Genomic DNA, 23,875 nt, shown 5'->3' on the forward strand with positions numbered 1-23,875 from the left:
TTATGGAAAGCATCTCTCACTAATTACCTGATCTTTCGTGACCTCAATACTGTTTTTCAGTTATTTACCAAATTGGTACGTATATTGCTTCTATTGCAGCAGTACTGATTGGGAGACTCGAAATGGATCGTGCACTGTACCTGGCCATGAGCGGCGCTAAACAAGATATGTATGGCTTGCAGCTTCATGCCAACAACCTGGCTAACGTTCGGACGACTGGCTTTCGCGCTGATTTAGAGCAGGCGCGGAGTATGCAGGCGTTTGGCGAAGGCATGCCGTCCCGCGTGTTCTCCATGACAGAAAGACCGGGGCAGGACTTTGCCCAGGGGGCTGTGATGACCACCGGCCGTGATCTGGATGTTGCCATTGAAGGGAACGGCTGGCTGGCGGTCTTGGATGCCAGTGGCCAGGAAGCCTATACCCGTGCCGGTCACTTGAAAATCGATCAGACAGGCTTGCTGCAAAACAGCAACGGAAGCCTGATGGTTGGTGAAAATGGCGGGCCGATTTTTATTCCGCTGCCAATCAGTAAAATTGCAATTGGTAAAGACGGCACTGTGTCGGTCCGTCCGCAGGGTGCGCCTGCCGACGCGATGGAAGTGGTTGATCGCATCAAAATGGTCAAGCCGGACAACAGTGAAGTGTTTAAAGACGTTGATGGTCTGTTCAAATCCAAAGTGCCGGCGCAGATTTTTGATGCCGATGCGGAGGTCACGCTGCTGAGCGGCGCGCTGGAAGGCAGCAATGTAAATGCCGTGGGCGAAATGACCAGCATGATCGATCTTCAGCGTCATTTTGAAATGCAAGTTAAGTTAATGAAAACCGCAGAGGAAATGGACCAGGCGTCTTCTTCTCTGCTGCGTTTGGGCTAATGAGGAAAGGAATAACACATGCATCCAGCATTATGGGTCAGTAAAACCGGTCTTGACGCTCAGCAAACAAACATCTCGACCATTTCGAATAACCTGGCGAACGCCTCGACCATCGGGTTCAAAAAGAGCCGCGCGGTGTTTGAGGATCTGTTTTATCAGAACATTAACCAGCCTGGTGGTCAGTCTACCCAGGATACGACTTTGCCATCCGGTCTGATGCTGGGGGCAGGTTCAAAGGTGGTGGCAACACAAAAAGTGTTCACTCAGGGGAATACCCAGACCACCAACAACGCCATGGACTTGATGATTGAAGGCGATGGCTTCTTTCAGATCCTGCTGCCGGACGGCAACATCGGCTACACCCGAAATGGTCAGTTCACGATCAATGAGGAAGGCCAGATGGTGACCTCAGGTGGCGGTTACTTGCTGCAGCCTGAAATCGTGGTGCCGGAAGATGCGGTCAGCATTACGGTCGGGACAGACGGTGAAGTCTCTGCCCGTATCCGTAACCAGCAGGAAAGTCTGGTACTGGGTCAGCTGACCACGGTTGATTTTATCAACCCGGGCGGTATGGAACCGATTGGTCAGAACCTGTTCCTGCCAACCGGTGCCAGTGGCGATCCGCAGGAAGGCGTGCCTGGTCTGGAAGGGTTTGGCCAGATCCGTCAGTCTATGCTGGAAACCTCCAACGTGAACGTGACAGAAGAGCTGGTCAATATGATTGAAGCCCAGCGTGTGTACGAAATGAACTCCAAAGTGATTTCAACCGTTGACCAGATGCTGAGCTACGTGAACCAGCAGCTTTAATAAAGAATGGGGTCTAAGATGAAAAACTGGTTGTTGACTGCTGTGATACTGACGCTGACCGGCTGTGTTCAGATGCCGGAACAACAGGATGAGCTGACACAGGCGACGACCAATGTCGATGCCGTAGAAGGAAATCAGGAGTCATCGGGCGGTGATTTGATTGACCTTGTTCGACGTCGTGATGACCCGCAGGCCGGCGATCCGGCCTGGAGCAGTATCCGCCCTCAGGATAAACCGGCCCATTACGCCACAGCGACCGGCTCTTTGTTCAGTCAGGCGCTGGCGCAGGATATGTATGACGATACCCGCCCGCGCGGGATTGGGGATATCGTGACCGTGATGCTGGCAGAGAAAAATAAAGCCAATAAAAGCGCCAGTACCGATCTCGACAAGTCGACAGATTTAACCATGGATCCCCTGACACTCGGCGGTAAACCACTGACGATTGGCGATCGTGACATCTCTTACGATGTGAATAACTCCAATACCTTTTCTGGCAGTACCTCGGCGGATCAGAGCAACAGTATTCAGGGCTCAATTTCCGTCGAAGTGGTTGACGTCCTGGCGAACGGGAATCTGCTGGTGCGCGGCGAGAAGTGGCTGACACTTAACAGCGGTGATGAGTATATCCGGCTGAGCGGCACGATTCGCCCGGATGACATCACACAGGAAAACACCATAGAGTCGACCCGGATTGCCAATGCCCGTATTCAGTATTCCGGTACCGGCGACAGGCAGGATGTGCAGGAGCAGGGCTGGCTGGCCCGCTTCTTTAACGTAAGCTTGTAACCGATTGATTTTTTCTAACCGCCACCTGATGATGAGAGTATGACAGTGACCAGACAGATGCTATGGGCAGGACTCGCCCTGTTGATGGCTTTTCCTTTGCAGGCCGCCCGAATTAAGGATGTCTCTGAAGTCGCCGGGGTGCGGAGTAACCAGTTATCGGGTTACGGTCTGGTGGTTGGTTTACCCGGCACTGGTGAAACTACGCCATTTACCGATCAGAGCTTCAATGCCATGTTGCAAAACTTCGGCATTCAGTTGCCGGCTGGCACGAAACCCAAAACTAAGAACGTGGCCGCAGTGGCGGTCAGCGCGACTTTGCCGCCTTTCACCAAGCAAGGTCAGCATATTGATATTACGGTCTCTTCCATCGGTTCGGCGAAAAGCCTGCGTGGCGGCACGCTAATCCAAACCTTCCTGCGTGGTCTGGACGGTAAAGTCTATGCAGTGGCGCAGGGCAGCCTGGTGGTGGGCGGCTTCAGTGCTGAAGGTCTGGACGGCTCTAAGCTGGTGGGCAATAACCCGACGGTCGGGCGCATCGCCAACGGCGCGATTGTCGAGCAGGAAGTCCCGAATCCGTTCAGCCGCGGTGATCATCTGACGTTCAACCTGTTTGAATCGGATTTCACCACAGCGCAACGGATGTCCGATGCGATTAATGAGTTTCTCGGCCCCGACATGGCCGCCCCGATTGATGCCACCTCAGTGCGTGTACGTGCGCCGCGGGATGTGAGCCAGCGCGTGGCGTTTTTGTCGACGATTGAGAACCTGGAATTCGACCCGGCCGATGGGGCGGCGAAAATTATCGTCAACTCACGTACCGGGACAATCGTGGTCGGGCAGCATGTGAAGCTTAAGCCTGCAGCGATTACCCACGGTGGCATGACCGTCTCGATCCAGGAAAACCCTACGGTCAGCCAGCCCAATCCATTTTCCGGCGGCGAAACTGTGGTGGTCCCTGACTCTCAGATTGAAGTGACGGAAGAAGATTCCCGCATGTTTACGTTCAATCCGGGCATTACGCTGGATGAGCTGGTGCGCGCGGTTAATCAGGTGGGGGCGGCGCCTTCCGATCTGATGGCAATTTTGCAGGCACTCAAACAGGCGGGTGCCATTGAAGGGCAGCTGATCATTATTTAATTTTGGCCGGTACCTGGATCCAGGTGCCGATGGTAAGCGCATTACAGGCAGAACACTGACGATGAAACCGACGGACCCAGGCTTTGTCAACGACCTTGCTAACCTTGACCGCCTTCGTGCTGGTATCAAAGGGAAGGGCGATAAGGAATCTTTGCGCGCAGCAGCAGAGCAGTTTGAAGCCCTGTTCACCCAAATGCTGTTTAAATCGATGCGTCAGGCCAATGAAGCCTTTGAGTCTGATCTGATGAGCAGCTCAAACACCAAATTTTTTGAAGAAATGCGCGATGAACAAATGTCCAGTGAGCTGAGCGCCCGCGGTTCGCTGGGGCTGGCTGATCTGATTGTGGAACAGCTGAGCGTACTCGATAAACCACCGGCAACACCGGAAGAGCAGGCAAAGTCAGCACAGGAAAAAGCCGCGGGTTTCGAGGCCATTCAGCAGTCACGTCAGGTGTCTGCCGATGATGTGCTGGCTAAAGTGTTTGCGCAGAAAGAACCCGCAGAGCCGGGTCAGGAGAAAACAGCGACGCTTTCTGTTTCTGCTGCAGCGGAAGTTGATGCTGGCCGTCCGCCATTGCGCCAGTCGCAGGAAAAACCGTTTTCCTCGCCTGAGGATTTTGTTCATCGCATGCGTCCGTTTGCTGAAAAAGCGGCAGGTATGCTGGGGACCGATCCGGCAGTGCTGATTGCGCAGGCGGCGCTGGAAACCGGCTGGGGCAAGAAAGTGGTTAAAAATGCCGCCGGTGACAGTAATAACCTGTTCAACATCAAAGCGGACTCACGCTGGGCCGGCAATAAAGTGGCCACCCAGACGCTGGAATATCATGACGGTATTCCGGTTCAGGAGCGGGCTGCATTTCGCTCTTACAATAATTATGAAGACAGCTTTAATGACTATGTGCGTTTTCTGAATGACAACCCGCGTTATTCAGAGGCACTGGCCTCGCCGCAAGATCCGCGCCGTTTTATCCGTAATCTGCATCAGGCCGGTTACGCGACTGATCCGAAATACGCCGATAAAATCATCAATGTGATGGAGTCGGTGAAAAAACTGATGAAGTAACGGATTCTGCCGGCATTGTCTGATGGCGGCAGTGATTGTCCAGCGTTGTTCGCCGTGCTGTGTATTCTCAGTGAGAATGATCGATAGATTTTGGCACTTTCAAGACAAGCGCGTCTGAGTGGACAGCATCTGTCATTGCGCTTATTTTCCGCTCTCCCTTCCCCGGCAACGAATTGCCATCTCTGATTACAGTTAACATAAATAACTGAAAATAAACAACTTAAACATTGGAACGATTTTTGCTTATTAATCTTCAGTGAAGGAACTCCCTGAGGTTTACTGGAGGCGCAATGGCGTTCGATTTGCTCAGTTTGGGCTCTCAAGGTGTGTTAACAGCGCAACGGCAGCTGAATACCACCAGCCATAACATCAACAACGTCAATACGGATGGTTACAGCCGCCAGTCTGTGGTGCAGCAGACCAATGATCCCCTGTGGTGGGGCGGCAATAATTACGGGACTGGCGTCCATGCGGCAGAAGTTCGCCGCGGTTATGATCAGTTTGCCACCAACGAGCTGAACCTCACCACGACCAACCACAGTTATGCCACTGAACGCGACGGCCAGCTGGAGCGGCTTGATAAGCTGCTGGCAAACAGTGCCAGTCAGGTGCCGCAGGATATGAACCAGTGGTACGACGCCGTCAAAGCCATGGCTGACAGCCCCAATGATCTGGGTACCCGCAAAGTGGTGCTGGAAAAAGCCAAAATGGTTGCGGCCGGTTTGAATGACACGCACAGGGTACTGGCCGAACAGAAAGACGTCACCAATGACGTACTGGCAAAAACCCTGAACCGGGTGAATGACATTGGCCGCGAGCTGGTGGAAATTCATGAAGCCTTGCTGAAAACCCCGGCCGGCGGCGCGGATAACGATCTGATGGACAGACATCAGCAGTTGATCAATGAGCTGTCGACCTATACCAAAGTCACGGTCACGCGTAAGAACGCGGAAACCTTCAACGTGCTGATCGGCAGTGGTCATACCCTGGTGTCCGGCACCCATTCCAGCGAACTGCAAATGATCAATGGCGATCCCGATCCGCAGCAGACCCGGCTGGCAGTGGTGGCAGGAAAATCTCTGAAAGCCATCAGCTCGGATGATGTTGGCGGCAAACTGGCGTCACTGTTTGAATACCGTGACAAAACCTTGCCACAGGTGATGGATGAGCTGGGCAAAATGACCATAGGTTTCACCGAGTCGGTAAATCAGCTGCAGGCACAGGGCCTGGATCTGAACGGTCAGGTGGGGGAGGCGATGTTTACCGATGTCAATGCCCCTGAGATTGCCGCCTCCCGTGCATTGATCCCTCAGGGATCCAGCGCAGAGGTGAAAGTGTACATCAATGATCTCAGCAAGTTGCAGGCTGGTGAGTACGAGCTGGGGTTCAACGGCAGTCAGCATACGCTGAAAATGCCGGATGGTTCGTCGCAATCTGTCATTCCGAGTGGTCTGCCGCCGACTTTCGAGGTTGATGGCGTGCGGATAGAAATTGCCGCTCCGATTGCCAGCGGCGAAAAAATTCTGCTGCGGCCTACCCGCAATGCAGCCAGAGACGTGCAGGCCGAAATGACCGATCCGGCAAAAATTGCGGCGCAGAGTTATCTCAGCTCGGCAACGCAGGCGCAGGGCAAGGCTGAATTTGCCATTACATCGGCGGGCCCGCTACGGGAGTTTCAGGTGGCAGTCTCGCCCGATTCGTCGCAGTTTGCAGTGCTGGATATGCAGGGCAATGTTTTGCAGGCGCCGCAGCCTTATCCGCCAAGTGGCCAGGTAGTGGTGGGCGGCACCGGGTTCACCCTGAGTAATGGTGCGGCGGGCGGCGACGTTTTTGCCGTCAATCTGAATGCAGCCAGCGGCGATAACGGCAACCTGATCAAAATGCAGGAACTTCAGGACACGAAGATCATGAATCAGGGGCGCTCCAGTGTGATCGATGTCTATGAAGGGCTGAATACCGAAATGGGTGTTCAGCGCGCATCGGCCGCCCGTCTGAAAGAAGTGGGGCGTCAGGAAAAAGAAGCGGCCGAGAGCCGTGTGGCTGAAATTTCCGGCGTCAACATGGATGAAGAAGCGGCAAACATGATGAAGTTCCAGCAAGCCTACATGGCATCGTCCCGCATCATGACGGTGGCGAATGAAACCTTTAATACTTTGCTTAATGCCGCGCGATAAGGAGTTAACGCCGTATGATTAGCCGAATTGCCAGCTTTCATAACTATCAGTCCGTGGCGAATGATATGAATCGCCAGCAAGTGAAAGTGTCGCAGAACCAGGAACAACTGGCGTCCGGCAAGCAGCTGCTGACCGCCGGAGACGATCCGGTTGCCTCAATTTATGTGCAGAATTTTTCGCAGCAAAATACCGAAATTGATCAGTCGCTGCGCTCGATTACCCTGGCACGTAATCGCCTGAACAGTGAAGAAACCGCGATTTCCGATGCCGAAACCCTGCTCGATGATGCCAAGCGCAAAACCATGTCTATGGTCAACGGCTCGCTGTCTGATGATGACCGAATCGCCCACATGCAGGATTTACGCGGCCTGTTCGATTCTATGATCCATCTGGTGAATACCCAGGATGAATCCGGTAACTTTGTTTTTGCGGGCAATCAGTATGACAAGCAGCCGTTTTTCCGTGACGGTAACGGCAATGTCAGTTACGTCGGCGACAGCTATCAGCGGATGTCTAAAGTGTCGCCGAACGTCGAAGTGCCGGTCAATGATCCCGGCGACAAGCTGTTTATGAACATTGAGAACCCGTACGGGGACTACCAGCCGGATTACGATCTGCAGTCCGGTTCGCTGCTGCTGCTGTCCCATGCCCGGAATAACAACCATTCGGACAATGCCAGTTATACCATTGATTTCACGCAAACGGGTTCAGGTGCTGTCTATGATCTTTATCAGGATGGCTTGCTGGTTGACAGTCAGCCTTTTGATCCGAAACGCGGCATCGAGTGGGGAACCTTGTCGGTACAGCTGGAAGGGGAAGTGACCGATGGCGATCAGATCATCCTGAACCGTCAGGAGACTTTCAGTGTGTTTGATTCTTTCAAACGCGGAATCGAAGTCTCTGCCCGTGCCCCTTCAGATGCATCGGCAACCGCTGAATTGCATCAGGTGGCGGAAGAGTTGTCACAGGCCTTCAAACATATTAACCGGGCGCGATCAGAAGTCGGTACCCGGCTGCAGACCCTGGATCGTCAGGCCGACATGCATGAAGACTTTAAGCTGGTGATCAATAAAGCGCGCGGGACGCTCGAAGATCTGGACTACGGCAAAGCCGTGGTGGAGCTCAATGAAAATATGCTGGCGCTGCAGGCTTCCCAGCAGGCGTTTGCGAAAACCAAAAACCTGAGCCTGTTTAACTATATCTAAGTTCTGGTCCTGGCAGGCCATGTGATGAGCCCCTTTACCGGCATCTCAGGTAAGGGGGCTTAGTTTTTACTTTGCCGCTGGCCACTTGCCGGGCGGCAAGGCTTGGCGGCAGAGCGGCTCAATACGCTGGCATGGCTTTGCCGCTTTGCTCCAAGCGGTCATGAAAAATAATGTAAACCATTGAAAGTAAATGACTATAATTTTTGGCACAGTAATTGCTAAATTAATATTGTGATTTTTATTAACGACATTTTTACTAACGCTGGTCCCGCTTCACTCTCTGATGGGTTGACGTTGCGGGTAGCTGTTTCGCTAACAGCGAAAAGTCAAAGGAGAGCAAAATGGGTGTAACAGTGAACACCAACGTGTCTGCCATGACTGCGCAGCGCTACCTCAACAAAGCATCTGAGGGCCTGAGCCAATCCATGGAGCGTCTGTCTACGGGGAGTCGTATTAACAGCGCCAAAGACGATGCGGCCGGTTTGCAGATTTCCAACCGTCTGATTGCGCAGACCCGGGGTCTGAACGTGGCGATGCGAAATGCCAATGACGGGATTTCAATTGCGCAGACCGCAGAAGGGGCGATGCAGGAATCTACCAGCATTTTGCAACGGATGCGTGATCTGTCGCTGCAATCGGCGAACGGTGCCAACTCAGATGACGACCGTGTCGCGATTCAGGAAGAAATTACCGCGCTGCAGGACGAACTGAACCGTATCGCGGAAACCACGTCGTTCGGTGGCCGTAAACTGCTCAACGGTACCTTTGGTGAAGCGGCCTTCCAGGTCGGTGCCGATGCCGGTGAAGCGATTGTGGTCGGTCTGGACAGTGTCCGTGCCGACGAAGCGAAAATGGGCGGCAGCCTGCTGGTTTCCACCAACACGATTCAGCCGGATGCAACGCTGGCTGCAGATACCAGTATTGAACTCAGTGTTACGGCCGCAGACGGCACGGTCACTCCTGTGACAATCGGCCTGATCGGCGGTGATGATGTGGAAGAAATTGCCACCCGCATTAACGGCCAGAATGGCCTGATCAATGCGTCTGTCACAGAGAAAGGCGAACTTCAGCTGGTTTCCAGCGACGGTACAGTGGGTGTTACCAACGGCGCGATCAGCATGATCAACAGCGACGGTACCACAGTTGCGGGTGATATTGCCGGTACGGCAACCGACATTACGGTTTCGCAGATCGATGTCTCAACCGCCGGTGGTGCGCAGCGTGCGGTACCTTTGATTGACTCTGCGCTGAAATATATCGACAGTATGCGAGCCGATCTGGGTGCCAAGCAAAACCGTCTGACACACACAATCAACAACCTGGCCAATACTTCTGAGAATGTGTCTGCCTCGAACAGTCGTATCCGCGATACCGACTTCGCGAAAGAAACCACAGAAATGACCAAGAATCAGATTCTGCAGCAAGCCAGTACCTCGATTCTTGCGCAAGCCAAGCAGATCCCGCAGTCGGCTCTGAACTTACTGCAATAATCGCAATAAGCGGTATTTTCCCGAACGGCAAGGTGGCAATCCCTTGCCGTTTTTTATTGGTGCCCGCCAATAAAAAATAGCAAAAAAATCTTGTAAAGTTTTCTCTCACCTCGCCGATAACCCTTATAGAACAAGAAAGTGCGTCGCCATTGAATCAAGCAAATGAATTCTGATTCGTTGTTTATTGGATTCAGATTCACACTTTTTTGCCCAGTAAAAAAATTTCAAAAAAAACCTTAAAGCTTTCTTCACCCGTGCCGTTAAAGGTGATGTACGAAGAATAACTCGGACTTGCCGGCTGAGCTGGTCAAGCCACAAAGAAGCACAAGTAAGGAGAATTACTATGGCAGTTACAGTAAACACGAACGTTTCTGCAATGACCGCTCAGCGTTACCTGAACAAAGCTAGCGATAACACAGCAGCTTCTATGGAGCGCCTGTCTACCGGTTCACGCATCAACAGTGCAAAAGATGACGCAGCAGGTCTGCAAATTTCTAACCGTCTGATGACTCAGAGCCGTGGCCTGGATGTCGCAGTCCGTAACGCCAACGACGGTATCTCAATGGCTCAGACTGCTGAAGGTGCAATGCAAGAAACCACCAGCATTCTGCAGCGTATGCGTGACCTGTCTCTGCAATCAGCAAACGGCTCTAACTCAGATGACGACCGTAAAGCGATTCAGGAAGAAGTGACAGCACTGAACGATGAACTGAACCGTATCGCAGAAACCACTTCTTTTGGTGGTCAGAAGCTGCTGAATGGGTCATTTGGTACCCGTGCCTTCCAGGTAGGCGCAGATTCCGGTGAAGCGGTACAGATCACACTGAAAAATATGCGTTCTGACAGCACTGACATGGGCGGCAGCCTGCTGGTGTCAACGAATCAGGTGGCAGATAAAAACTCTACCCTGGATGCAGATACCACGATTGAGCTGAGCGTCACAGATGCTGACGGTAATGCGACAGCAATCAGCATCGACCTGGTTGGTGGCGACGATATCGAAGAAATCGCGACCCGTATCAACGGTCAGAATGACCAGATTAATGCCTCCGTTTCTGAAAACGGTGAGCTGCAGTTGTTCTCATCTAACGGTGATGTTGGTGTGACGACCGGTACCATCGCAATGACTGACACCGCAGGTAACGCTGTCGATGCATCAATCGCAGGCACAGCTGCTGATATCACAGTATCTCAGCTGGACGTGAGTACTGTGGGTGGCGCGCAACAAGCTGCGGCAATTCTGGATGGTGCGATGCAGTTTGTTGATTCACACCGTGCAGAGCTGGGTGCGAAACAAAACCGTATGGATCACACCATCAGCAACCTGAACAACATCAACGAAAACGTGGCCTCTTCTAACAGTCGTATCCGTGATACTGACTTTGCGAAAGAAACCACCAACCTGACTAAGAACCAAATCCTGCAGCAAGCGTCGACTTCTATCCTGGCGCAAGCGAAGCAGGCGCCTCAGGCGGCACTGAGCCTGCTGGGCTAATCCGTTCAGTGAAGCGGCAGGGGCAAGCCCTTGCCGCTTTTTTCGATCAGAAGGTGTCAGAAAATGGACGTAAAATCTGTACTAAACCCTTCATTTCTATCCCGCTTTTCTTCAACTGGTGCGAAATCACCTGTTGGCACAGATGTTGCAAACCCTTCTGTTGGTCATCCACGCGAAGATTCTCTGGCGGTCGTAACCCCAGGGCACAATGGCTCAGGTGTGGCAGCAAACACGGACGTCAGGCGCGTAGAGCAGTCGGCCAGGCTGGAAGAACAGCAACAGTTACATCGCCAGCAATTAGAGAAACTGGTGGAAAGTATTGAAGATTTTGTCGGCTCAATGAATAAAGGGCTGGCATTCAGAATTGATGAAGAGTCTGGACGTCAGGTCGTGACCGTTTATGAAAAAGCAAGCGGTGAAGTCGTCCGGCAGATCCCCGATGAAGACATGCTGGCGCTGTCACGGCAGATAGCGACTTATACCACCGGGCTTCTGACCACCAAAGTGTAATCGTAACTGATTGAGGTTGTAGATGAATATTGGCGCAATGGGTACGGCATCCGGCCTGGATATCAATGCCATGGTCGACAAGATAGTCGCCGCAGAGCGGGCGCCAAAAGAAGAGCGCATCAATCAGCGAAAAGAGCAGGCCAATGTTGAGCTGAGTGCTTACGGACGGCTGAAAGGCGCTCTGGATGGGATGAAAACCCTGATGGCAGATATCAGGCAAAATCATACCCTGGCTGAGCGTACGGCTTCTTCAGACAATCAGGATTTAGTGTCTGTCCGTGCCAGCCATGAAGCGCAACCCGGACGATATTCTGTCGAAGTCAAGCAACTGGCGACGTCGCACAAAATCGCGTCCTTGCCTGTTGATGATCAATCAGCCATGGGTGCCGGAAAATTGACACTCTCTGTTGGTGGTCAGTCTTTTGACGTTTCATTCGACCAGGATCAAACCAAACTGCTGGATGTGGTGCGTGAGATAAACCGTCACCCGGACAACAAAGGTGTGCTCGCCACTGTCATTAAAGACGCCAGCGGTGCCCGATTGGTGCTGAATTCTGATAAAACAGGCGCTGGTAATCCGCTGAAAGTGGTTGTCGAGGCGCAAGCCGGCAGTCCGTTACAGTCTTTTGCCTTCGACACGGCTAATCCGGACAGCCCAATGCTGGAGATGCAGGCCGCTTCTGATGCCAAAGTGCTCATTGACGGTCTGGCAGAAGTGACAAGCAGTACCAATACCCTGACCGATGCGATTCCCGGTCTGGATATGGATTTGAAGCAACTGTCAGTGAATGCTGAGAAGCCGCAGGCTGTGATTGAAATCGGTTATGACAAAGATCAGGCCGGGGCACAGATTGAGCGGTTTGTGAATGCATACAATCAGTTTTACGACACCGCGCTGGAGCTGGGAAAATTTGATCCCAATACCCAGAGCAAAGGGCCGCTGGTGGGTGACAGCATGTTGCGTTCCTCAGTTCAGCAGCTGAGAAATGCATTCAGTACACCACTGGAAGACGGGCCTCCGGGCCTGCAAACCCTGAGTGAACTGGGTGTGACCACCACGCTGAGTGGTCATCTGGAAATCGACTACGATAAACTCGACAGGCAACTGAACCAGAATTTTGCCGGCGTCGGAGAATTTTTTGGCAGCCGGAAGGGGTTTGCCCGTCGGATTGAAGATATGTTGCATGCCTATACGGGCGTGACCGGCAGTATCTCCAACCGGGAAAAAAGTATTAACGAGCAAGTGTTATCGCTCAATGATGATCAGCGCGAGCTGGACCGCCGTATGGAAGGTGTCTACCAGCGTACCCACGACCAGTTTTCGGCGATGGACCATGCCATGGGGCAGATGCAGAGCCAGCTGGGATCAATGATGAGTATGATGCCGCAGACCTGACAGCGGAGAACGATGAGGGAAGGCAATGTCAACGAAGATGATGCAAACCCTGGCCGACATCGATCAGCAACTGAACCAGCTGATTGATGACGGTACGGACATTGACGTGGAAACACTGTACCGGTTACTGGCGGATCGCCAGACGGTATTGAATGATCTGAAAGCTGTGCCAGAAATGCTGGATCAGGTCAGCTGGCAGGAAGCTATCAACCGAACATCGGATTTGCTGGCAAGATTGCGTGAAAGACGCGAAAAGTCAGCAAATCAACTGAAACGATTACAGCACGGACAACGTTCGCTGCAGGCATATAATCAATTTCGTTAAGGTAACATCATGGTCATGAGAGGAAATCTACAGGCTTATAAACGAGTCTCAGTAGACAGTCAGTTAACATCCGCATCACCTCACCGTGTGATTCAAATGCTGATGGCGGGTGCCATAGAGCGTTTGATTCAGGGTAAAGCGGCCATGGAGCAAGGGTCAATTGCCACCAAAGGTGAGCGTCTGGGTAAAGCTCTGGATATCATTATCAGCCTGCGTGGCTGCTTGTCGTTTGATGATGGTGGCGAGATCGCCAGCAATCTGGACTCGTTGTACCTGTATATGATTGAAAAAATCACCACAGCCAACCAGAAAAACGAGGTAGAGCATGTGGATGAAGTGATCGAGATGTTAAGAGAGCTGAAGTCCGCCTGGGATCAGATTCCTCCAGAGCATCACAATATTACACAAATGGAGTATTAACTCCTTCATCAGTCATGTTTCCGGCTTCCGTTCTTTGCACGATGTTGGCGAATATTTAGCCAGCAAATTGTGTATCTAGCCTCATTCCGTGGCACTGGGCTCACAGCTTTTCACTGTGCCCGGTTGCCAAGTCCTGTTCTTTTATTACAATGGACAGCAATTAATTTTGGTTGCTGTTCCGTTTGAATACGCCATAAGAATACATAAAGACAGGCAAATATCACTTCTATGCAAGGTTTAGCGAAGACCCTCGTCATTGATGACGACCCGCAGCACCGTCACGATCTCAGCGTGATCCTTAATTTTGTCGGTGAGCAGCATGAAGCGATATCCACCGATGAGGCTGAAGGCGCACTCTGGGAACAACCCTGGGGCGCCTGTTTAATTGGCAATATCCATTCTGTGAAAAAACAGAATCAGGTGCTGGAACAACTGCGTCAGCGATATCACATTCCTGTACTGTCCATGCCTCAGCATGAAAAAGCAGTCTCTGGGATGCCGAATTTTGTCGGCACCCTGGCCCATCCGTTGCATTACAGTCAGTTGATGGATGCGCTGCGTCATTGCCAGGAATTTCAGGGGAAACATCATTTTCAGGTGCCACAGTTGTCCCGGAAAAATACCCTGTTCCGCAGCATGGTCGGCCGCAGTGAGAGTATCAGTCAGGTCCGTTACCTGATTGAACAGGTTGCAGGCACAGATGCCAGTGTCCTGATCCTTGGTGAATCCGGCACAGGCAAGGAAGTCGTTGCCCGTAATATTCATTACCATTCTTCTCGCGGTAAAGGCCCGTTTGTACCGGTCAACTGCGGCGCAATTCCGCCTGATCTGCTGGAGAGTGAGCTGTTTGGTCATGAAAAAGGTGCCTTTACCGGCGCCATCTCTTCACGCAAAGGCCGGTTTGAGCTGGCAGAAGGCGGCACCCTTTTCCTGGATGAAATCGGCGATATGCCAATGCCGATGCAGGTCAAACTGCTGCGTGTGATTCAGGAGCGCTGTTTTGAGCGGGTGGGGGGCAATCAGTGCATTAAAGCCAATGTCCGTATTATTGCTGCGACGCACCGTAATCTGGATACCATGATTGCAGAAAACCTGTTCCGGGAAGATCTCTATTACCGTTTGAATGTCTTCCCGATTGAAACACCGCCATTGCGCGAGCGGCTGGAAGATATTCCTCTGCTGTTGCAGGAATTGCTGTCCCGGATGGAAGCTGAAGGCGCGCGGTCGGTGCATTTTACCCCGCGAGCGATCACCTCGTTAATGGAGCATGACTGGCCGGGCAACGTGCGTGAACTGGCCAATCTGGTCGAGCGCCTGATGATTCTGTATCCGGGTGAAATGGTGGATGTCAATCATTTACCGGTGAAGTACAGATATTGTGATCTGCCGGATTTCCGTCCTGAAGAGCGAATCATGTCCGTTGAGGAAGAAGAGCGCGCTCTGTTAGCCGATGTTTTCTCCGACAGTTACGGTGATCAGGAAGACAGTTTCGGCTTCAGCGATTTACCACCGGAAGGCCTGAACCTGAAAGAGATGCTGGCCGAGCTGGAAATTGACATGATCCGACAAGCGCTTGATGCGCAAGCGGGAGTGGTCGCGCGGGCGGCTGATATGCTGGGTATGCGCCGCACCACACTGGTTGAAAAAATGCGGAAGTACAATATCTCAACCAAAGAGCCTGTGCGTGAATAAGAGCTGCAGCCGGTAAACATCTCACCGGGAACTTATCATTTTTTTGTGGTGTTCCAGGAACCGACAAGAGTGATGTCAAAATTCTGACATCACTCTTTTTTTATGATCTTGTTGTAAATTATTGTTTTTTATTGAGTATTTTTGGCATAAAAAGTGCTTAATTCATATCACAAAGGACAATGCGAAAATAGGTGCAAGGTGGAAGAAGGGCAGTCTGTCTCCCCGCTGGGAAACCTGAGTCAACAGGTCAGCAGGTACAAGCAAGTGATTGAGGTCATGCCAACCGGTGTGATCCTGCTCGATGGAATGGGCATGGTGTGTGAAGCCAACCCTGAAGCCGTCCGCCTGTTAGGAGAGCCGCTGGCCGGGGAGCGCTGGCTGGATGTGATACAACGCGCCTTTGCACCCCAGGAAGACGACGGTCATGAAATTTCTCTGCGCAGCGGTCGCAAAGTTAAACTGGCGATCTCCGCATCAGCCAGCGGACAGCTGATCGTGATCACCGACATGACAGAAACCCGCCTGCTGCAGTCCCGCTTCAGTGAGATGCAACGTTTATCTTCCCTGGGACGTATGGTGGCCTCGCTGGCGCATCAGGTCAGAACGCCGCTGTCCAGCGCCATGCTATATGCTGCGAATCTGTCATCACCACAACTGACCGCGCAAACCCGGGACAGATTCCAGACCAAACTGATGGACAGGCTGCGGGATCTGGAAAAGCAGGTCAATGACATGCTGCTGTTTGCCAAGGGCGGTGATAACAAAGTGGTGGCACCTTTTACGCTCGAAACTCTGTTCAACGAACTGGACGCCATGATCGAGGCGCAGATCGTCGCGAATCAGGTCGATTTCTCGATTGAGTGTGATGATGAAAGCCCTTGTATTTTGGGGAATGCGAACGCCCTGGCCAGTGCGATCAGTAATTTGATCACCAATGCGATTCAGATGTCAGGCAAAGCCTGCACCGTCTGTTTATCGGTCCACGGCAACGCCGATATGATCCACCTTAGCGTGACTGATAACGGCCCCGGCATAGCCCCTGAAATGCAGAACAAAGTCTTGGAACCCTTTTTTACCACCCGTCAGCAGGGTACAGGCCTGGGGCTTGCCGTCGTGCAGATGGTGGCGAAAGCACACAATGGCAGCCTTTCATTGTTTTCGACTGTGGGCGAAGGCGCCACATTTACGCTCAGCCTGCCCAAGGCAGAAAGTCATGAGCAAGCCGATGAATTAACAGCAACAGGAGACAGGCAATGACAAGCCGAGTACTGATCGTTGAGGACGACGAAGGTCTGCGTGAAGCGTTAGTGGATACTCTGGCGCTGGCCGGTTATCAGTGGCTGGAAGCAGACAGTGCCGAACAAGCCCTGTTGCTGTTGAAATCTGAGCCGGTGGATATCGTGGTATCCGATGTTCAGATGGCCGGTATGGACGGACTGGGCCTGCTGCGCAATATCAAGCAACACTGGCCCAAATTACCGGTCTTGCTGATGACGGCCTATGCCAATATTGAAGATGCTGTGCTGGCAATGAAAGACGGCGCGATTGATTACATGGCTAAGCCTTTTGCACCGGAAGTGCTGTTGAACATGGTGAGCCGCTACGCCCCCGTGCAGGTGGTCAGCAGTCAGGCTGTAGCCGCCGACGAGAAAAGCCTGAAATTACTGGCGCTGGCGGAAAGAGTGGCACAGACTGACGCCAGCGTGATGGTACTCGGGCCGAGTGGTTCGGGCAAAGAAGTCATGTCGCGATACATTCATGAGCACTCACTGCGTCGTGAAGGGCCTTTTATCGCGATCAACTGTGCCGCGATTCCTGACAATATGCTCGAAGCAACCTTGTTTGGTTATGAAAAAGGTGCCTTTACCGGCGCCGTTCAGGCTTGCCCCGGCAAATTTGAGCAGGCACAGGGCGGGACCATCTTGCTCGATGAGATCAGTGAGATGGATCTGAACCTGCAGGCAAAACTGCTGCGCGTCTTGCAAGAGCGCGAAGTCGAACGTCTGGGCAGCAGGAAAAGTATCAAGCTGGATGTGCGGGTGCTGGCCACCAGTAACCGGGACCTGAAACAATACGTGGCGGAAGGAAATTTCCGGGAGGATTTGTACTATCGCCTGAATGTTTTTCCGCTGGTCTGGCCGTCGCTGTCTGAACGTCCGGGCGATATCATGCCGTTGGCCAGCCACCTGGCCGAGCGGCATTGCAAGAAACAGGGCATGCCATCGCCGGTCTTTTCTGCCGCCGCGCAAGCCAAACTGCTGCAGTATGGCTGGCCGGGCAATGTCAGGGAACTGGATAATGTGGTCCAGCGGGCACTGATTCTGGCCGGTGATGCCGACATCGGTGGCGAGCATATTCTGCTGGAAGGCATGGACTGGATGGATTCACACAGCCTGCAGCACGCGATTAGTCTCACTCCGGTGGCATCGCAGGAAGTGAACGACACACAGGTCCATGTGATACCACCGGGCGTGGCAGGGGCGGACAGCCTGGGCAGCGAACTTCGCGAACAGGAGTTTGCCATTATTCTGGAAGCCATCCAGGCCTGTGACGGCAAACGAAAAGAAGTGGCCGAGCGATTAGGCATCAGTCCGCGTACGCTCAGGTATAAATTAGCCAAGATGCGGGATGCCGGAATCGAGATCCCAGTTTGACCATAAATGCGGAATTAACAGATTAATTTCATATTTTTGGCGTTAAGCTTGCACAACTTTATCTTTTACGATGCGATTCATATAGATTGTGTCAAAAAAGTACCACGGAGATAGTCGATGAAAGTCAACGGATTTATGTCAGAAATGCAGGCAATGAAAATGGAAGCCAGCAATGCGTCACGTCCGGCGACTGGCGCGAAGGTCAGTGCTGATTTTGGTGCAGCCCTGCAAGATGCAATACAGACGGTAAACGGATTACAGAATACATCCAGTGAGATGACCAGCCGTTTTGATCAGGGCGATCGCAGTATTTCGCTGTCAGATGTCATGATCGCGCGCAATAAATCCAGCGTGGCTTTCGAAGCAACCGTTCAGGTAAGAAATAAGCTGGTTGAAGCTTATAAAGAACTGATGAATATGCCGGTTTAATTCAGGAATTAAGTGAGTGTCGGAACAAACCTCCAACGAACTCGCCATAGCGGGTAGTGCTGCAGTCCCTGTCGCTGGTAACAACGACCTGGATATGCAAAATCCGGATCTTGAAGAGAAGAGTGCCAGCACGCGTGTTGACAGCATGCTGGGCAATCTTGATTTGCTGCGTCAGATCATTCTGGTGCTGTCAGTGGCGATTTGTGTCGCCTTGATTGTGCTGGTTGTCGCCTGGCTGAAAGAACCGGAAATGCGCCCGCTGGGTAATTTTTCCACTGAAGAGCTGATCCCGATTCTGGATCATTTCGACCAGAAGCAAATTGAGTATCAACTGGAAGGCAACACCATCAGAGTGCCTGCCGATCAGTACGGTGCGCTCAAGCTGGAGCTGACCCGCGCAGGTCTGAACAACCCGACGGCGGAAGGGGATGATATCCTGCTGCAGGATATGGGATTTGGGGTGTCGCAACGGCTTGAACAAGAGCGGCTGAAACTGAGCCGTGAACGTCAGCTGGCAAGAGCCATCGAGCAGATCAGACAGGTGCGCAAAGCCCAGGTACTGCTGGCGATGCCAAAGCAAAGTGTCTTTGTCCGTCATAATCAGGAAGCGACGGCCAGTGTCTTTTTGACCCTGGGTACGGGCGGCACACTGGGTCAGCAGGAAGTGGACTCGATTGTTGATATGGTCTCTACCGCTGTCCCTGGTCTGAAACCAAGCCGCGTCACAGTGACCGATCAGCATGGTCGATTGCTCAGCTCTGGTACCGAAGACCCGGCAGCGACGGCACGCCGGAAAGAATACGAACTGGAGCGCAAACAAGAGCAAGCCTTGCGTGAAAAGATAGATGCCATCTTAATTCCTGTTCTGGGACTGGGCAATTACACCTCTCAGGTCGATGTCTCGATGGACTTCAGTGCCCAGGAAGAAACACAAAAACGTTTTGATCCCAATACGCCGTCAACCCGCAGTGAATATACGCTGGAAGATTACAACAATGGTCAGGCTGTGGCGGGTATTCCGGGCGCCCTGAGTAATCAGCCGCCACAGGATTCTGCCATACCTCAGGACGTGATTGATCTGCAAACCGGCAAGAGTGGTAACGGCTCGGTGCACCGTGAGGCAACGCGAAACTTTGAGCTGGATACCACGATTCGTCATAAGCGTTCGCAAACCGGCACGATCAGTCGTCAGACGGTTTCGGTGGCGGTCAATTACAAGTCGCAGCTTAATCCGGAAACCGGCGAAATGACTCGCATCCCGGTGACAGAGGAAGAGCTGGTGAAAATCCGTCGTCTGCTGATGGGCGGGGTCGGCTTCCTGCAGGATCGCGGCGATATGCTGGAAGTGATTTCTGTACCTTTCGCCACCCAGGAGCAGGAACGTATTGTTGACTTGCCTATCTGGGAGCACCCGAATTTCAATACCTGGGTACGCTGGCTGGCGGCGGCGCTGGTGATCATTGTGGTACTGATGGTGCTGGTGCGTCCTGCGATGCGCAAACTGCTCTATCCGAATCAGGCTGCCGATGGCACTCCGTTGGATGAGAATGGCATGCCTATCCTGGCGGGGGACGGCTCAGAACTGATCGGGGCCGATCTGGACGGTGTCGACGGTATTGATTTAACCAATAACAACCTGGATCTGCCAAATCTGCACAAAGATGACGACTTGCTGAAAGCTGTGCGTGCGCTGGTGGCCAACGAACCGGATCTGGCGGCTCAGGTTGTGAAGAACTGGGTATACGAAGATGGCAAATGAAGTCGCGACGACAGATGAAAAACCGTTTGACATTAATAGCTTAAGTGGAACGGATAAAGCGGCCATCCTGTTGCTCAGTCTGAATGAACAGGATGCGGCTTCTATCATCCGTCATTTGGAGCCCAAGCAGGTCCAGCGTGTGGGCGGGGCCATGGCCAGTATGAAGGAACTGAGCAATGACAAGGTCACGGCTGTGCACCGTCAGTTCCTGACCGATATCCAGAAATACACCAGCATTGGCATGGGTAGCGCCGACTTCGTCCGCAATACCCTGATCGCTGCGCTGGGTGAAGATAAAGCCAATAATCTGGTGGATCAGATCCTGATGGGCAGTGGCTCCCGCGGCCTGGATTCTCTCAAATGGATGGATCCGCGTCAGGTGGCCAGCATCATTCTCAATGAACACCCGCAGATCCAGACCATTGTCCTGTCGTATCTGGATCCCGAGCAATCGGCTGAGATTTTATCTCAGTTCCCTGAGCGCGTGCGTCTGGATCTGATGATGCGAATTGCCAATCTGGAAGAAGTTCAGCCGGCAGCTCTGCATGAACTGAACGATATCATGGAGAAACAGTTCGCCGGTCAGGCGGGCGCCCAGGCCGCGAAAATTGGCGGCATGAAGGCTGCCGCCGATATCATGAACTACCTCGACAACAACATCGAAGGTCTGCTGATGGATCAGATCCGTGAGAACGACGAAGAAATGGCCGTACAGATCGAAGACCTGATGTTTGTGTTCGAGAACCTGGCTGAAGTCGACGATCGGGGGATTCAGAGCCTGCTGCGGGAAGTGCCTCAGGAGCTGCTGCAAAAAGCGCTCAAAGGGGCCGACGATATGCTGCGCGAGAAAATCATGCGCAATATGTCCAAGCGTGCATCTGAACTGCTGATGGATGACCTTGAAGCGATGGGGCCGATCCGTGTCTCTGATGTGGAAGCGGCACAGAAAGAAATTCTGTCCATTGCCCGTCGTCTGTCTGAAGCCGGTGAGCTGATGCTGAACGGTGGTGGTGGCCAGGATGAATACCTCTAATTCAGCCGGGGAAGCGCAATGACGATTGAACGCCGTCGGGGCTTTGTCCGTCTGAGTGGCCATCAGGCGGAAGAACTGGAACGCTGGGCTTATCCCGATTATACGGATGAAGATCAGGGTCCGGTTGAAAACGCGTTAAATTATGATCCGGGCTGGCGCCCCAGAGAAATGCCGGATGAAGAGCAAGCGCCTCAGCCATTAACGGCGGCGGATCTGGACGAAATCCGCCAGTCTGCCTACGAAGAAGGACTGGCCGAAGGCCGGGCTGCCGGTCATGCCGAAGGTTTCGAAGCCGGTCATCAGGAAGGTGTCTCAGCGGGTCATCAGGAAGGACTGGCCGCTGGCCGGGAAGAAGGGCTGGCAGACGGACAGGGCATTATTGAGCAGCATGTGGCTCATTTAACACAGGTTTTTGACAAACTCGCCCAACCGCTCCAGCAGGTCGATCAACAGGTAGAAAGCCAGCTGGTGGACATGGTCAGCGTGTTGACCCGTGAACTCATCCGGGTTGAAGTACAAACCAATCCGCAGGTGATTCTGTCCACCTTACGAGAAGCGATTGCAACCCTGCCTATGGCTGCTCAGTCTGTTACAGTGCAGCTGCATCCGGAGGATCTGGCGCTGGTGAGCGCGGCATACAGTCAGCAGGAACTCGATAACCGTCGCTGGCAGTTGCAGGCAGAGCCCGGTCTTGAGCGTGGTGACGTTCAGCTCAGTGCCGGTGATTCTGCGGTGGATTATCGGATGGAAGATCGCATTCGCCACCTGCTGAACCAGTTTCTGGGCATGAATCAGCGTCCGGCTGACGTTTCAGCACAGGATACCGTGGAATGACCCTGTCGCAACGGCTGGGTAGCTACCGTTTACAGGGGCTGGCCTGTCGCCCCGTCGCCTCCGGACGTTTAGTGCGTGTGGTGGGTTTAACCCTGGAAGCCATTGGCTGCCGGGCGCCGGTTGGCAGTGTGTGTCGTGTCGAAGCGGTACAGGGCAATATCGAAGCCGAAGTTGTCGGCTTTAGTGGTGACACCCTGTACCTGATGCCCAGTGAACAACTGACCGGGGTGATGCCCGGTGCGAAAGTCACACCTGTGATGAGCGACGGCGGCCTGCCGGTCGGTCCTGAGTTACTGGGCCGGGTGATTGACGGCATGGGCAACCCCCTCGATGGTAAAGGACCGATTTATACCTCGGCCCGTGCCGCACTGAATGCGGAACCGATTAATCCTCTTGCAAGAAAACCGATCAGTGAACCGCTGGATGTCGGGCTAAAAGCCATCAATGGCCTGCTGACCGTCGGTAAAGGCCAGCGAATTGGCCTGTTTGCCGGTTCCGGGGTGGGCAAGTCTGTCACCCTGGGCATGATGACCCGGGGCACCACGGCGCAAGTGGTGGTGGTCGGACTGATTGGTGAGCGTGGCCGCGAAGTCAGAGAATTTATTGATGAGATCTTAGGGGAAGAAGGCCGCCAGCGTGCGGTCGTGGTGGCCGCCCCGGCGGATGCCTCCCCGCTGATGCGCCTGAAAGGGTGCCAGACCGCCCTGACCGTAGCGGAATATTTCCGCGACCAAGGTTTAGATGTGCTCCTGCTGATGGACTCGCTCACCCGCTTTGCTCAGGCGCAGCGTGAAATTGCCCTGTCGATTGGCGAACCACCGGCCACCAAAGGGTATCCACCCTCTGTCTTTGCCAAACTCCCGGCTCTGGTTGAACGCGCTGGCAATGGTGGTGATCATCAGGGGTCAATCACGGCTTTCTTTACGGTGCTGACCGAAGGTGATGATTTACAGGACCCGATTGCCGATGCATCACGAGCGATTCTTGACGGTCATATCGTGCTGTCACGTGAGATGGCCGACGCCGGTCATTATCCGGCGATTGATGTTGAGCGCTCTGTCAGCCGCGTCATGCCGGCTATTGTTGATGAAGAGCAGATGCTGATGTCGAAAGCCGTCCGGCAAATCTTGTCTGTTTGCCGTAAAAATCAGGATCTAGTGTCTATCGGTGCCTATAAGCCGGGGTCTGATCCGGCGATTGATCAGGCATTTACCCTAAAGCCCAGATTGGATCAGTACTTGCAACAAAGTATGAAAGAGTCAGTTCCCTATGACATGTGCGTCAATATGCTGCGATCTACACTGGGAGCCTGAGTATGAAACCAATAAGCCATCTGGCCGGAGGCACTGATGTCTGATCAGGCTCTGACCCTGATACTTGAACAGGTCAAAGACAAAGAACATCAAGCATTTCTGGCACTCCAGCAGGCCAAGCGGGAGCTGGACAGCTTTTACCAGCAGCGCGAACAAATTGAAAAGTACCGCTACGATTACTGCCAGCAATTGACCGAGCGGGGTCTGAATGGCCTGACGGCCAGTCAGTTCAGCCATCTGCATAAGTTTCTGGGCCAGCTAGACGAAACTCTGGTTCAGCAGGGAGCGGCCGGCCGAGAATTTGAACGCCAGGCAGAGCAATGCGCTGAGTTGTGGCAACAGGCCCGGACTGAGCGAAAGTCCGTTGAATGGCTGCTGGAAAAAAAACACACAGAGCGGGAGCAGCGTCTGGCTCGTCAGGAGCAAAAATTAATGGATGAGTTTGCCACGCTGCAATCTGCCCGCCGCCGGTGTTAAC

The 23,875-nt window shown here is 53.1% G+C and carries 21 protein-coding genes and 2 pseudogenes; all 23 read left to right on the forward strand.

Annotation, left to right across the window (positions count from 1 at the left end; all coding sequences use genetic code 11):
• Positions 1–122: 122 nt before the first annotated feature.
• The 23 genes and pseudogenes from flgF to fliJ all read left to right on the forward strand — a co-directional run bounded on the left by flgF (position 123) and on the right by fliJ (position 23,874).
• A complete protein-coding gene (gene flgF, locus LN341_RS04220; protein ID WP_046219542.1) occupies positions 123–872 on the forward strand; it encodes a flagellar basal-body rod protein FlgF in 750 nt (249 codons plus the stop codon).
• Between the two features lie 18 nt (positions 873–890).
• Complete coding sequence (flgG, locus tag LN341_RS04225) at positions 891–1,679, forward strand: flagellar basal-body rod protein FlgG (protein ID WP_046219541.1); 789 nt, start codon at positions 891–893, stop codon at positions 1,677–1,679.
• An 18-nt stretch (positions 1,680–1,697) separates the two neighbouring features.
• Positions 1,698–2,468 carry a flagellar basal body L-ring protein FlgH gene (flgH, locus tag LN341_RS04230; protein WP_046219540.1) on the forward strand — a complete coding sequence of 257 codons (771 nt, stop codon included), beginning with the start codon at positions 1,698–1,700 and terminating at the stop codon, positions 2,466–2,468.
• A 57-nt stretch (positions 2,469–2,525) separates the two neighbouring features.
• Positions 2,526–3,605 carry a flagellar basal body P-ring protein FlgI gene (locus tag LN341_RS04235; RefSeq protein WP_046219639.1) on the forward strand — a complete coding sequence of 360 codons (1,080 nt, stop codon included), beginning with the start codon at positions 2,526–2,528 and terminating at the stop codon, positions 3,603–3,605.
• A gap of 61 nt (positions 3,606–3,666) precedes the next feature.
• A complete protein-coding gene (gene flgJ, locus LN341_RS04240; RefSeq protein WP_234204105.1) occupies positions 3,667–4,668 on the forward strand; it encodes a flagellar assembly peptidoglycan hydrolase FlgJ in 1,002 nt (333 codons plus the stop codon).
• Positions 4,669–4,958: 290 nt separating this feature from the next.
• The gene (gene flgK, locus LN341_RS04245) at positions 4,959–6,842 is read left to right on the forward strand and encodes a flagellar hook-associated protein FlgK (protein ID WP_234204106.1); all 1,884 of its coding nucleotides are present in this window, start codon (positions 4,959–4,961) and stop codon (positions 6,840–6,842) included.
• Positions 6,843–6,856: 14 nt separating this feature from the next.
• On the forward strand, positions 6,857–8,047 hold the full coding sequence (gene flgL / locus LN341_RS04250; protein WP_046219536.1) for a flagellar hook-associated protein FlgL: 1,191 nt from the start codon (positions 6,857–6,859) through the stop codon (positions 8,045–8,047).
• 341 nt (positions 8,048–8,388) lie between these two features.
• Positions 8,389–9,537 carry a flagellin gene (locus LN341_RS04255; protein ID WP_046219535.1) on the forward strand — a complete coding sequence of 383 codons (1,149 nt, stop codon included), beginning with the start codon at positions 8,389–8,391 and terminating at the stop codon, positions 9,535–9,537.
• Positions 9,538–9,880: 343 nt separating this feature from the next.
• Positions 9,881–11,032 carry a flagellin gene (locus LN341_RS04260; RefSeq protein ID WP_046219534.1) on the forward strand — a complete coding sequence of 384 codons (1,152 nt, stop codon included), beginning with the start codon at positions 9,881–9,883 and terminating at the stop codon, positions 11,030–11,032.
• 63 nt (positions 11,033–11,095) lie between these two features.
• Complete coding sequence (locus LN341_RS04265) at positions 11,096–11,542, forward strand: flagellar protein FlaG (RefSeq protein ID WP_046219533.1); 447 nt, start codon at positions 11,096–11,098, stop codon at positions 11,540–11,542.
• A gap of 22 nt (positions 11,543–11,564) precedes the next feature.
• A complete protein-coding gene (fliD, locus tag LN341_RS04270; protein WP_046219532.1) occupies positions 11,565–12,938 on the forward strand; it encodes a flagellar filament capping protein FliD in 1,374 nt (457 codons plus the stop codon).
• A 25-nt stretch (positions 12,939–12,963) separates the two neighbouring features.
• The gene (locus LN341_RS04275) at positions 12,964–13,263 is read left to right on the forward strand and encodes a flagellar rod protein FlaI (RefSeq protein WP_234204107.1); all 300 of its coding nucleotides are present in this window, start codon (positions 12,964–12,966) and stop codon (positions 13,261–13,263) included.
• Positions 13,264–13,278: 15 nt separating this feature from the next.
• Complete coding sequence (gene fliS / locus LN341_RS04280; RefSeq protein WP_046219637.1) at positions 13,279–13,683, forward strand: flagellar export chaperone FliS; 405 nt, start codon at positions 13,279–13,281, stop codon at positions 13,681–13,683.
• A gap of 228 nt (positions 13,684–13,911) precedes the next feature.
• A complete protein-coding gene (locus LN341_RS04285; RefSeq protein WP_046219531.1) occupies positions 13,912–15,375 on the forward strand; it encodes a sigma-54 dependent transcriptional regulator in 1,464 nt (487 codons plus the stop codon).
• Positions 15,376–15,573: 198 nt separating this feature from the next.
• Complete coding sequence (locus LN341_RS04290; RefSeq protein WP_234204108.1) at positions 15,574–16,632, forward strand: PAS domain-containing sensor histidine kinase; 1,059 nt, start codon at positions 15,574–15,576, stop codon at positions 16,630–16,632.
• A pseudogene (locus tag LN341_RS04295) lies at positions 16,629–17,778 on the forward strand (sigma-54-dependent transcriptional regulator); the annotation flags it as partial. The gene LN341_RS04290 and the pseudogene LN341_RS04295, both read left to right, overlap by 4 nt.
• Before the next feature lie 74 nt (positions 17,779–17,852).
• Positions 17,853–18,029, forward strand: a pseudogene (locus LN341_RS21865) (helix-turn-helix domain-containing protein); the annotation flags it as partial.
• 117 nt (positions 18,030–18,146) lie between these two features.
• The gene (gene fliE / locus LN341_RS04300; protein ID WP_046219528.1) at positions 18,147–18,458 is read left to right on the forward strand and encodes a flagellar hook-basal body complex protein FliE; all 312 of its coding nucleotides are present in this window, start codon (positions 18,147–18,149) and stop codon (positions 18,456–18,458) included.
• 16 nt (positions 18,459–18,474) lie between these two features.
• Positions 18,475–20,217: a flagellar basal-body MS-ring/collar protein FliF gene (fliF, locus tag LN341_RS04305; RefSeq protein ID WP_046219527.1), complete on the forward strand. Its 1,743-nt coding sequence runs from the start codon at positions 18,475–18,477 to the stop codon at positions 20,215–20,217.
• Positions 20,207–21,250 (forward strand): flagellar motor switch protein FliG, encoded by a 1,044-nt coding sequence (fliG, locus tag LN341_RS04310; RefSeq protein ID WP_046219526.1) that lies wholly within the window; start codon positions 20,207–20,209, stop codon positions 21,248–21,250. The genes fliF and fliG overlap by 11 nt, the downstream gene beginning before the upstream one ends.
• Before the next feature lie 18 nt (positions 21,251–21,268).
• Positions 21,269–22,084: a flagellar assembly protein FliH gene (fliH, locus tag LN341_RS04315; RefSeq protein ID WP_234204110.1), complete on the forward strand. Its 816-nt coding sequence runs from the start codon at positions 21,269–21,271 to the stop codon at positions 22,082–22,084.
• Positions 22,081–23,397 (forward strand): flagellar protein export ATPase FliI, encoded by a 1,317-nt coding sequence (gene fliI / locus LN341_RS04320; RefSeq protein WP_234204111.1) that lies wholly within the window; start codon positions 22,081–22,083, stop codon positions 23,395–23,397. The genes fliH and fliI overlap by 4 nt, the downstream gene beginning before the upstream one ends.
• A gap of 36 nt (positions 23,398–23,433) precedes the next feature.
• Complete coding sequence (gene fliJ / locus LN341_RS04325; RefSeq protein WP_046219523.1) at positions 23,434–23,874, forward strand: flagellar export protein FliJ; 441 nt, start codon at positions 23,434–23,436, stop codon at positions 23,872–23,874.
• The last annotated feature ends 1 nt before the right edge of the window (position 23,875 follow it).

Source organism: Photobacterium sp. TLY01 (genome assembly GCF_021432065.1).
Lineage (GTDB): Bacteria > Pseudomonadota > Gammaproteobacteria > Enterobacterales > Vibrionaceae > Photobacterium > Photobacterium halotolerans_A.